Here is a 10,896-nt window from a genome sequence, read left to right as displayed (position 1 = left end):
CTATAGCCCCGCCGGCGTTTGAGGCGCGGGGGTCTGGGGGCGGAGCCCCCAGGAGGGGTCCGGGCGCAGCCCGGGTGGGGGCACCTCCCAGCGGTAGCTGGGGGAGGGCGAAGGGCGGGGCGGGGAGCAGCGCCGCAGGCGGCCCCAGGCACGGCGGCCCGCACGTACCCCGGCACCCGGCACCCGGCACGGCGATGCCCCCGGATCGCGACGGAGTCCGGGGGCATCGGCACGGGGTACTACAGGGCCACGCCCAGCAGGGCGTCGACCGTGCGCGAGACCAGGCCCGGGGCCGACTCGTCGTCGCCGTCGGAGGCGTTCTGCGCGTCCACCCAGGCGTCCACGGCCGCCAGCGCCGCCGGGGCGTTCAGGTCGTCGGCCAGGGCCGCGCGGACCTCCTCCACCAGCGCCTCGGCCGGCAGGCCGTCCGGCCGGGAGACGGCCGCGCGCCAGCGCGCCAGGCGGGCCTGCGCCTGTGCGAGGACGTCGTCGGTCCACTCCCAGTCCGCGCGGTAGTGGTGCGCGAGCAGGGCCAGGCGGATGGCCGCCGGGTCCACCCCGGCCCGCCGCAGGGCGGAGACGAAGACCAGGTTGCCCTTGGACTTCGACATCTTCTCGCCGTGCAGCGCGACCATGCCCGCGTGGACGTAGGCCTTGGCCATCGGGAACTCGCCCGTCAGGGCCTGCGCGTGCGAGGCGCCCATCTCGTGGTGCGGGAACGCCAGGTCGGATCCGCCGCCCTGGATGTCGAAGCCCATGCCCAGGTGCTCCAGGGCGATGGCCACGCACTCGATGTGCCAGCCCGGCCGGCCGCGGCCCAGGGAGCCGCCGTCCCAGCTGGGCTCGCCCTCGCGGGCGGCCATCCACAGCATCGGGTCGAGCGGGTTCTTCTTGCCCGGGCGGTCGGGGTCGCCGCCGCGCTCGGCGGACAGGACCCGCATCGCCGCGGCGTCGAGGTGGGAGACCCCGCCGAAGTTCGGGTCGGCCTCCACCGAGAAGTAGACGTCGCCCTCCAGCTCGTACGCGGCGCCCGCGTCCCGCAGCCGCTCCACCAGCGGCACGATGCCGGGTATGGCCTCGACGGCGCCGATGTAGTGCTGCGGCGGCAGCATGCGCAGGGCGGTCATGTCCTCGCGGAAGAGGGCCGTCTCGCGTTCGGCGAGCTCGGTCCAGTCGTGCCCGTCGCGCAGCGCCCGCTCCAGCAGCGGATCGTCCACGTCCGTGACGTTCTGGACGTAGTGGACCTGCCGCTTGTTGTCGAGCCACACGCGCTGCACGAGGTCGAACGCGTTGTAGGTCGCCGCGTGACCGATGTGGGTCGCGTCGTACGGGGTGATCCCGCAGACGTAGAGGCGGGCGACGGGACCGGGGTCGAGGGTGATCGTCCCCTGGGTCGCGGTGTCGTGGATCTGGAGGTCGCGGCCCTTGCCGGGCAGGGCGGGGACCTCAGAAGCGGGCCAGGCATGCATGGTTCGAGCCTAACCGGACGAGTGTTCCGGAAACGAATGGGACCAGCACTGTTGGCTTGATCGGCACTCTTGCGGTCTGGCCGGTTCTGTGCGTCCGCGATCATCCGCAGACGTCCCTGCTCAGACGGGCGGCCAGGGGATCGAGGGCCACTGCCCGGACGGCTGCGGATGCTTCCCGTCCCGCAGCAACTGCGCCACGCGGGCCCGTACGGCGGCCAGCTCGACGGGGGTGATCAGTTCGCCCAGCCGGGTGGCGAGCGGCGCCCCCTCGGCCAGCTGTCCCTCCAGCGATCCCAGGACCTCGCGGGCCTCCTCCGTGAGCGGCTCCCCCGCCCAGCCCCACAGGAGGGTGCGCAGCTTGTCCTCCGTGTGGAAGGTCACGCCGTGGTCGATCCCGTAGAGCCGGCCGTCCGGCGCGGGCAGCAGGTGGCCGCCCTTGCGGTCACCGTTGTTGATCACGGCGTCCAGTACGGCGAGGCGGCGCAGCCTGGGGTCGTCGGCGTGCACGAGGAGGGCGGTGCGGCCCTCCCCGACCTCGGCGAGGGCGACCGGCTTCCAGCCCTCCCCCGCCTCCTCTCCCTCGACCAGGGCCAGCAGCCCGGACTCCGGCTGTTCTCCGGCGTCGATCCAGTGCTGGACCATGCCTTCTCCGTACGGGCCGTCGCGCAGCACGGTGGTGGGCACCAGCCCCCACCCGGTGGCCTCGGAGACCAGGTAGGCGGCGCGCTCGCGCCGGGCGAGGTTCCCGTCGGGGAAGTCCCACAGGGGCCGCTCGCCCTTGACGGGCTTGTAGACGCACTCCGCGCTGCGCCCCTCGTGGGCGACGGTGCACAGCAGGACCGCGTTGGACGCCTCGGCGATGCGGCCGCGGACGGTGAGCTCACCGCGGGTGAGCAGCTCCTCTATCGGGGTCACCTCGCTCACGCCTGGCGCCGGTACCCGTTCTGGCGGGGGCAGACGTGGCCCTCGGGGTCGAGGGGCAGGCTGCACAGCGGGCACGGCGGCCGGCCCGCGTTGACCACGTCGAGGGCCCGCTTGGCGAAGGCCCGGGCCTGGGCTCCGGAGAGGCGGACCCGCAGCATCGGCGGGCCGTTCTCCTCGTCCTGGAGCAGGCGCTCCTCCGCCTCGGCGAGGTCCTCCTCGGATTCCGCGTCGAGTTCGACGAGCGCCTGCGCCTCGACGATCATCCGCTGTTCCTCGCCGTCCCAGGCGAGGGCCATGGTGCCGACGCGGAACTCCTCCTCGACGGGGACGTCCAGCGGGGCGGTGTCGGCGGCCTCGGCGGAGGCGACGGCCGGGACGGGCGCGTTGCCGCCGGTGCGCCGCACGACCTCGTCCAGCAGCTCGTCCATCCGCTCGGCCAGCGCCGCGACCTGGGTCTTCTCCAGGGACACGCTGGTGACGCGGGCGCCCGAGGAGGCCTGGAGGAAGAAGGTGCGGCGTCCAGGCAGACCGACCGTGCCGGCCACGAAGCGGTCCGGGGGGTCGTACAGGAACACCTGACGGGGCACGTCCAGTCTCCAAGTCTGAGGCAGGGGCAGGGCTGCTCGTGTGCTGTTGGCCCTGCCACCCTACTGCTCCGTTCGATCAGGCCGCGCCCGCGCCGCCCCCCACGACGGCGTTGCCGCCGCCCTCGGTCTCGGAGTCGGCGGAGGCGACCGGGCGCGGGATCAGCGGGGCGAGGTCCCCGGTGTCGCCGAGGCGCAGCAGGAAGGGCCGGGTGGGGGTGTAGCGGATCGCGGTGACCGAGCAGGGGTCGACGTGGATCCGCTGGAAGAGGTCGAGGTGCATGCCGAGGGCGTCGGCGACGAGGGACTTGATGATGTCGCCGTGGGAGCACATGAGGAAGGCGGCGCCGGAGCCGTGCTCCTCCTCGATCCGCGCGTCCCATTCGCGTACGGCGTCCACGGCGCGGGCCTGCATGGCGCGCATGGACTCGCCGCCGGGGAAGGCCGCGGCCGAGGGGTGCTGCTGGACGATCTTCATGAGGGGTTCGTCGGCGAGTTCGGAGAGCTTGCGGCCCGACCAGTCGCCGTAGTGGCACTCGCCGATCCGCTCGTCGGTGTGCAGGGGCAGGTCGGGGCGGGCCGCGAGCAGCGGGGCCAGGGTCTCCCGGCAGCGCTGGAGCGGGCTGGAGACGGCGGCGGCGAGGGGGATGCCGTCGAGCCTGCCGGGCAGGGCGGCGGCCTGCCCGGCGCCGTGTTCGTCGAGGGCCACTCCCGGGGTCCATCCGGCGAGCAGGCCTGCGGTGTTGGCGGTGGACCGCCCGTGTCGTACGAGGATCAGCGTGGCCATGCATGCAGGGTATGCGGTGACGCCGGCGTGCGGGCGGGCGCGGGTCGGGGAAGAATGCCCGGCGTGATTGTCGACTGCGCGATGTACCGGGACGGGCGCCGCTCGCGGGCTCCGGAGGACTTCTCCGATGCGCTGGAGGAGGCCCGGGCGCACGGTGACGCCTTCCTGTGGATCGGGATGTACGAGCCGACGCCCGCGGAGTTCGACCGGGTGAGCCGCGAGTTCGGGCTGCACAAGCTGGCGGTGGAGGACGCCCTGACGGCGCACCAGCGGCCGAAGCTGGAGGTGTACGACGACTCGCTGTTCGTGGTCCTCAAGCCGGTGCTGTACGACGACGACGAGGACACGGTGAGCACGGGCGAGCTGATGGTGTTCATCGGCGACTCCTTCGTGGTCACGGTGCGGCACGGCGAGGGGGCCGCGCTGGCGGCCGTGCGCCACCGGCTGGAGCAGGAGCCGGACGTGCTGCGGCACGGCCCGACGGCGGTGCTGTACGCGGTGTCCGACGCCGTGGTGGACCACTACATCGAGGTGGCGGCCGAGCTCCAGGCGGACCTGGAGGAGCTGGAGGCCGAGGTGTTCGCGCCGGACGCCCCGGACTCCTCCAAGAGGACCGCGGCCCGGATCTACGGCTTCAAGCGGCAGGTGCTGGAGTTCCGCCGGGCGACGAGCCCGCTGCTCCAGCCGATGGACCGGCTCGCCTTCGGGAACGTGCCCTTCGTGCACGACCACGCCCGGCCGTTCTTCCGGGACGTGGCCGACCACCTGACGAAGGCGAACGAGTACGTCGAGGGCCTGGACCGGCTGCTGTCGGACGCCCTGGCCGCGCACCTGGCGCAGATGGGCGTCCGGCAGAACGACGACATGCGCAAGATCTCCGCGTGGGCGGCCATGGCGGCCGTCCCGACGATGGTGGCGGGGATCTACGGGATGAACTTCGACGACATGCCGGAGCTCAGGCAGCCCTGGGGATATCCGGCGGTGGTGGTGCTCATGGTGGGGCTGTGCCTGGCCCTGCACAGGATGTTCAAGCGGCGCGGCTGGCTCTGACCACCCGTTCTCCGACGGGGCCTACGCGAACTCGTGGGTGGTCCTGGGCACGCCGCCCAGCGGGTTCCGCCGCTCCGGGGGGCGCAGGCCGACCATGCGGTGCCAGCCGCTGAACCGCTCGTACGCGTACGTCGCGCGGATGCCGGCGGCGAGGGCGGCGGCCTTGGGCGCGGGCCAGCGCAGCAGCCGGCCCATGTGGTCCATGACGGCGAGGCTGACGTCCCGGTAGACGCCGATCTCGGCGAGGGCGCTCTCGCGCAGGGTGCGCTGGATGGTCCGGCCGTACCCTTCGCGGGCGAGGCGGAGCAGTTCCTCGTGGCAGTAGGCGAGGTGGTTGTCCTCGTCGTTGCTGATGACGCGGACGGCCTTGCCGACCTCGGGGTGGTCGCCGAAGTGGCGCAGCAGCATGACCATCTGGTCGGCGGCGCGCTGTTCGGTGACCCGGCTGTGGGCGAGGTAGACGACGATGTCCTCCTCGCTGAGGGGCTCGTCGCGGCGCAGCTTGTCGTGCGCGAGGCCGATGCCGCGGCGTTCCAGCAGCATCGTGTAGTCGGTCTCGGGCGGGACGGGGACGGCGGGCAGGCCGCGGTTGCGCAGCAGGGCGCGGAAGATCCGGCCGTGCTTGTCCTCGTCGGCGCCGTGCCGGGTGATCTTGGGGGCCAGGTCGCGCATGCCGTCGGGGACGAGGGCGGCGATGCGGGCGTTCTCCCAGCCGCCCTGGGACTCCCCGCTGGCGGCGATGGAGCAGAACAGCTGGAAGGAGTCGTCGTGGTCGACGATCTCCTGGAACAGGCTGCGGGCAGAGAGCATGCAACGAGTCAAGAGCGGATCGACCGGGCGGGCAACCGATGCGCGGCCGCACTCGGCCGAATGAACGAAACCGGCGGCCGCCCGGCGGGGCGTAACCCCGGGGGCGGGCCGGGCGTTGTTCGCTGTGTCGGCCGTGGCGGGGAAGACCCCCCGAGCCCCCACCACGGCCGCTGACCCTTTTCCCGACGCCGCCCTCGCACTGCTCCGCAGGCTTCGGGCGGCTGCGTCGGACTCCGTCCGACGGCCCCCGGGCGGCTCCTGCGTGTCAGGCCAGGCCGGCCAGCTCCAGGGCCTCGGTGCCGGCGCGCAGGGCGGCGAGCCGCTCGTCGAGGGTGAAGCCGGCCGGGGCCAGCGTGAGGGTGGTGACCCCGGCGTCCGCGTAGGCCCGCATCCCGTCCGCGATCCGTTCCACGGAGCCGAGCAGGGTGGTCGAGTCGATCAGCGAGTGCGGGACCGCGGCGGCCGCCCCGTCCTTGTCGCCGCCCAGGTACTTGGCCTGGATCTCGGCGGCTTCCTTCTCGTAGCCCATGCGCTGGGCGAGCTGGTTGTAGAAGTTCTGCTTCGGGCTGCCCATGCCGCCGACGTACAGGGCGGTGTAGGGGCGGAACACGTCCGCGAGGGCGTTCACGTCCTCGCCGAGGGCCAGCGGGACGGTCGGGCAGACGTCGAAGCCGTCCATCGTCAGCCCGGCCTTCTCGCGGCCCGCGCGGATGTGCCGCAGGGCGGTCTCCTCCAGGTGCTCGGCGGCCGGGAAGATCAGCAGGGCGCCGTCGGCGATCTCGCCGGTCTGCTCCAGGTTCTTGGGGCCGATGGCGGCGATGTAGAGCGGGATGTGCGGGCGTTCGGGGTGCACGGTCAGCTTGAGCGGCTTGCCGGGGCCGCCGGGGAGCGGGAGGGTCCAGTGCTCGCCCTCGAAGCTCAGCCGTTCGCGGGACATGGCCTTGCGGACGATCTCCACGTACTCCCGGGTCCGGGCGAGCGGCTTGTCGAACTTCACGCCGTACCAGCCCTCGGAGACCTGCGGTCCGGAGACGCCGAGGCCGAGCCGGAAGCGGCCCTTGGTGAGGGAGTCCAGGGTGGCGGCGGTCATGGCCGTCATCGCGGGCTGGCGGGCCGGGATCTGGAAGATGGCCGAGCCGACGTCGATCCGCTCCGTCTGGGCGGCCACCCAGGCCAGTACGGTCGCGGCGTCGGAGCCGTAGGCCTCGGCCGCCCAGCAGACGTCGTAGCCGAGCCGGTCGGCCTCCTGGGCGACGGCGAGGTTGTCGGCGTCCATGCCCGCACCCCAGTAGCCGAGATTGATGCCGAGCCGCATGTGTCGTCCCCTAACGGATGTGCCGGTTTACCGATCAGTAACGTGGGTCTGCGGGGGACTGTAGCGCGCCAAACGGCCCCGCGTCAGTGCCCCAGTAGTCTCAGCGCTCATGGAGCAGAGGCATCTCGGCCGCACCGGACTGCGCGTCTCCCGGATCGGCCTCGGCACCCTGACCTGGGGCCGTGACACCGGCGAGGAAGCCGCCGCCGAGCAGTTGAAGACGTTCTGGGAGGCGGGCGGCACGCTCGTCGACACGGCCGACGTGTACGGCGGCGGAGAGGCCGAGTACCTCCTCGGGCAGCTGGTGGGCTCCCTGGTGCCGCGCCGGGACGTCGTGATCGCGACGAAGTCGGGCAGCGTCCCGGACCCCGACCGCCGCTTCAACGGCTCCCGCGGGCACCTCCTGGCCGCCCTGGACGACTCCCTGGACCGCCTCGGCACCGACTACGTGGACCTGTGGCAGATCCACGCCTTCGACCCGCACACCCCGCTGGAGGAGACCCTCCAGGCCCTGGACCTGGCCGTGTCCAGCGGGCGGGCCCGGTACGCGGGCGTGTCGAACTTCAGCGGCTGGCAGCTGGCGAAGGCCGCGACGTGGCAGCTCGGCGCGCCCGGGACGCGGACCCGGCTGGCCTCCACCCAGATGGAGTACTCGCTGCTCCAGCGGGGGGTGGAGCGCGAGGTGCTGCCGGCGGCGCTGGACCTGGGGGTGGGGCTGCTGCCCTCCTCCCCGCTGGGCCGCGGGGTGCTGACGGCCAAGTACCGCGACGGGACGCCGGCCGACTCCCGGGGCGCTTCGCCGGCGCTTGCCGCGCTGGTGGAGCCGTACCTGGACGAGGCGGCGGGCCTGATCGTGGACGCCGTGGTCACCGCCGCGCAGGGGCTGGCGGTCACCCCGCTCCACGTGGCGCTGGCCTGGATCCGCGACCGGCCGGGGGTGACCGCCCCGATCGTCGGCGCCCGGACGTCCGCGCAGCTCGGGGCGGCACTGTCGGTGGAGGCCCTTACCCTTCCGGAGGAGATCCGCCGGGCGCTGGACGACGTGTCGGCGCCCGTGCACCGCTACCCGGATCAGGACTGGAGCACGCTGTGAGCACGGCCCCCGACCCCGCCAGCCCCGCTGCCGCGGAGGACCCGTACGAAGCCGCCGAGGCCCCGGAGGGCCAGGACGCGGGGACCGTGCCCGGTGCCGCCGGGGCCGCTTCCGGGGCCGAGGCTCCGGACGCGGAGGACGTGCCCGCCGGGCCCGTGACCGGGAAGCCCGCCACCGCCGGACCGGAGGCGGCCGCGGTGCCGGACGAGGCCGCGGTGCCCGGCAGCGCCGACGCGGCGGACGGCCCGGATCCGGCCGCCGGGCCGCAGGACGCGGCTGACGAGCCGGCGTCCGGTACGACGGAGACCGGCGCGGCCGGCAGTGACGCCCCCGGCGCCGGTGTGACCGGCCCCGCAGGCCTGGACGACGGCCCGGAGGCCGACGCGCCAGCCGCCGATGAGCCGGAGGAGCCGGAGGCGGGCATCGACGGGCCGAAGGCCGCTCCGGCGGGCGCCGGGCCGGAGGGCGGCTCTGCGGACGGCGACGGGCAGCCGGGCCCGGAGGCCGGCGGCGAAGCCGGTGGGCCGGAGGCCCTGGAGCCGGAGGCCGGCGGGGGTCCGGGGGCGGGCGGCGAAGCCGGTGGCTCGGAGGCCCGGGGGCCGGAGGGCGACGGGGGTCCGGGGGCGGAGCCCCCGGTTTCGGGAAGGGGCGGGGTGGGGGAAAGCCCCGCAGGGACCGGCACCGACCCCGAGGCCGCACAGGACACCGCCGGGACGGAGCCCGCAGGGGCCGAGGCCGGGCAGGGCGCTGCCGGGACCGGGACCGCAGGGGCCGAGGCCGGGCAGGACGCCGCCGGGACGGAGCCCGCAGGGGCCGAGGCCGGGCAGGACACTGCCGGGGCGGGGGCGCAGGTGAGTGAGGCTCAGGCCGAGCTGGCCGCGCAGAGGGTCGAGCGGGAGCGGATCGCCCGCCGCAAGGCGGAGCGCGAGGGCCCCGTCGACGCCGGCGCCAAGCTCAGCGGCAAGGCCGCCGACCTGCTGGCCGCCGTACGGGCCGTGGAGAGCGGCGCCAAGCCCTCCGGCCCCTACTTCGACGACGCCCCGGCCGCGCCCCGCAAGGCGGCCCCCGCTCCCCCGCAGCCCCGCCCGGCGGCGACCCCGGCCCCCGCCCCCACCCCCGTCGGAGACATCGGTGCCGTCCGCGCCGTGCTCGCCCGCGGCGGCGCCCCCGAGGCCCTGGCCGGCCGGACCGCCGCCGTCCTCGGCGAGGGCGCGGCCGAGCAGCTCACCGAGGACCCCTGGCGGCTGCTCGCCGTCCCCGGGGTGCGCCCGACGCAGGCGGACGGCTTCGCGCAGGCCCTCCTCGGCCCCGCCGCCGGTCCCGCCGACGAGCGCCGCGGCGCCGCCCTGCTGGGCTGGCTGCTGGACCAGGCCGCCGCCAAGGGGCACACCGCCCTGGAGGCCCCGGTCCTGGAGAAGGCCCTGGCCCAGTACGGGGTGCCGGCCCCCGCCGAGACCCTGGAGGCAGCCATCGGCGACGGCGCGGTGCTGGTGTTCCACGAGCCGCTGGGCCCGCCCGCAGCCGAGGACGAGGAGCCGCCCGTAAGGCTCCTCGTGGGCCTGGAGGCGCACGCCCTGGCCGAGGAGGCCCTCGCCGACGGCCTGGCCCGGCTCGCCGGCACCTTCGCCGGGCCGGCGGACTGGTCTGCGGCGGCCGACGGGCCCGCGGCCGAGCTGGTCCGGGCCGTCGCGGGCCACGGCCTGGTCACCCACACCGGCGGCGAGGCCGCCCGCGCCGAACCGGCGGCCCTGCTCGCGGCCGCCCGGCGGCTCGGCCTGCGTGCCGTCCTCGCCGCGCACGCCCCCGCGCCGGGCGCCGTCACCGTGGCCGGTCTGCTCGCGGGCACGGAGGGCCCCGGGCGGGACGCCGACGGCCGCTTCGACCTGGACCTGCTGATCGTCCTGGACGCGCCGCAGCTGGACGTGGAGAAGGCGGCCGCGCTGGTGGAGTCCGTGCCCGACGGGGCCCGCCTGCTGCTCTCCGGCGACCCCGGGGTGCTCGGCTCGGCCGGGCCCGGCCGGGTGTTCGCCGACGTGCTGGCGGCCCGCGCCTTCCCGCAGGTGGTGTCCCGCACCCCGGACCCCGGCCCGATCGGCGAGCTGGTCTCGGGGATCGGCATCGGGGAGCTGAACCGGGTCGAAGCCCCCGGCAAGGAGGTCGTCATCGTCCCCGTGCGGGACCCCGGCGAGGCCGTGCACCGCACCGTCCAGCTGGTGGCCGAGTCGGTGCCGCGCGCCTTCGGGATCCCGGCCGAGGAGGTACAGGTCATCACCCCGGGCCACGGCGGCCCGGCGGGGACCCGGGCACTGAACGCGGCCCTCAAGGAGCGGCTGAACCCCGGCCCCGGCCGGTTCCTCGGCTTCGACCCCGGCGACCGGGTGGTCCACGTGCCCTCGCCCGGGCGGGCGCTGCCGGCCCGGGTGGTGTCGGCCGACGCGCAGGGGCTGCACCTGGACGCGGGGGGCGCGCGGGTCGTCGTACCGCAGGATCTGGTGGAGGCACAGGTCCGGCACGGCTGGGCGGTGACGGCGCACCAGGCGGTCGGCTCGCGCTGGCCGGCGGTGGTCGCCGTACTGCCCGGGGACGCGGCGCAGTCCCTGTCCCGGGACTGGGTGTACACGGCGTTCGGGCGGGCGGAGCGGCACCTGTCCGTGGTCCACGGGGTGGAGGACGCGCTGCCGCGCGCGGTGGCGCAGGGGCTGCCGAAGCCGCGTACGACCCGGCTGACGGGCCTGCTGCGGGCCCTCGCGGCCGCGCAGGAGGAGCAGCCGTAGCCGTGGCGGGGGGGGGGGGGGGGGGGGGGGGGGGGGGGGGGGGGGGGGGGGGGGGGGGGGGGGGGGGGGGGGGGGGGGGGGGGGGGGAAA

9 protein-coding genes are annotated in these 10,896 nt (G+C 75.3%); 3 read left to right on the top strand and 6 right to left on the bottom strand.

Translation table 11 applies throughout. From position 1 onward, the window contains the following. Positions 1 to 239 precede the first annotated feature (239 nt). From mshC to AC07A6_RS19175, 4 genes are all read right to left on the bottom strand, one after another. A complete protein-coding gene (gene mshC / locus AC07A6_RS19190) occupies positions 240 to 1,469 on the bottom strand; it encodes a cysteine--1-D-myo-inosityl 2-amino-2-deoxy-alpha-D-glucopyranoside ligase (RefSeq protein WP_362456285.1) in 1,230 nt (409 codons plus the stop codon). A gap of 120 nt (positions 1,470 to 1,589) precedes the next feature. Next, entirely contained in the window at positions 1,590 to 2,426 is an 837-nt protein-coding gene (locus tag AC07A6_RS19185) for an SCO1664 family protein (protein WP_478777815.1), read from the bottom strand. Then, entirely contained in the window at positions 2,390 to 2,980 is a 591-nt protein-coding gene (locus AC07A6_RS19180) for a DUF3090 domain-containing protein (protein WP_362456282.1), read from the bottom strand. The genes AC07A6_RS19185 and AC07A6_RS19180 overlap by 37 nt, the downstream gene beginning before the upstream one ends. 76 nt (positions 2,981 to 3,056) lie before the next feature. Then, entirely contained in the window at positions 3,057 to 3,764 is a 708-nt protein-coding gene (locus AC07A6_RS19175; protein ID WP_125816240.1) for a histidine phosphatase family protein, read from the bottom strand. A gap of 54 nt (positions 3,765 to 3,818) precedes the next feature. Here AC07A6_RS19175 and corA point away from each other — a divergent pair, with 54 nt between their 5' ends. Beyond that, on the top strand, positions 3,819 to 4,814 hold the full coding sequence (gene corA / locus AC07A6_RS19170) for a magnesium/cobalt transporter CorA (protein ID WP_362456278.1): 996 nt from the start codon (positions 3,819 to 3,821) through the stop codon (positions 4,812 to 4,814). Between the two features lie 21 nt (positions 4,815 to 4,835). Here corA and AC07A6_RS19165 read toward each other — a convergent pair whose 3' ends face one another. Then, on the bottom strand, positions 4,836 to 5,624 hold the full coding sequence (locus AC07A6_RS19165; protein WP_478777808.1) for a ferritin-like domain-containing protein: 789 nt from the start codon (positions 5,622 to 5,624) through the stop codon (positions 4,836 to 4,838). Between the two features lie 265 nt (positions 5,625 to 5,889). Further along, the gene (locus tag AC07A6_RS19160; RefSeq protein ID WP_385770773.1) at positions 5,890 to 6,939 is read right to left on the bottom strand and encodes an LLM class F420-dependent oxidoreductase; all 1,050 of its coding nucleotides are present in this window, start codon (positions 6,937 to 6,939) and stop codon (positions 5,890 to 5,892) included. Positions 6,940 to 7,048: 109 nt separating this feature from the next. On the opposite strand from AC07A6_RS19160, the gene AC07A6_RS19155 reads away from it, so the two are divergent. Beyond that, positions 7,049 to 8,032, top strand: coding sequence for an aldo/keto reductase (locus AC07A6_RS19155; protein WP_362456269.1), 984 nt, complete (start codon positions 7,049 to 7,051; stop codon positions 8,030 to 8,032). Positions 8,033 to 8,685: 653 nt separating this feature from the next. Further along, positions 8,686 to 10,806: a helix-hairpin-helix domain-containing protein gene (locus tag AC07A6_RS19150; RefSeq protein WP_478777814.1), complete on the top strand. Its 2,121-nt coding sequence runs from the start codon at positions 8,686 to 8,688 to the stop codon at positions 10,804 to 10,806. The last annotated feature ends 90 nt before the right edge of the window (positions 10,807 to 10,896 follow it).

This window comes from Streptomyces sp. NPDC044002, from assembly GCF_056434525.1.
This window is presented reverse-complemented; position numbering and strand designations above follow the sequence as displayed.

Excerpts from the sequence above, each read along its gene's own strand:
- mshC (WP_362456285.1), bottom strand. The coding sequence starts at position 1,469 with ATGCATGCCTGGCCCGCTTCTGAGGTCCCCGCCCTGCCCGGCAAGGGC.
- AC07A6_RS19175 (WP_125816240.1), bottom strand. The coding sequence starts at position 3,764 with ATGGCCACGCTGATCCTCGTACGACACGGGCGGTCCACCGCCAACACC.
- corA (WP_362456278.1), top strand. The coding sequence starts at position 3,819 with ATGCCCGGCGTGATTGTCGACTGCGCGATGTACCGGGACGGGCGCCGC.
- AC07A6_RS19165 (WP_478777808.1), bottom strand. The coding sequence starts at position 5,624 with ATGCTCTCTGCCCGCAGCCTGTTCCAGGAGATCGTCGACCACGACGAC.
- AC07A6_RS19160 (WP_385770773.1), bottom strand. The coding sequence starts at position 6,939 with ATGCGGCTCGGCATCAATCTCGGCTACTGGGGTGCGGGCATGGACGCC.
- AC07A6_RS19155 (WP_362456269.1), top strand. The coding sequence starts at position 7,049 with ATGGAGCAGAGGCATCTCGGCCGCACCGGACTGCGCGTCTCCCGGATC.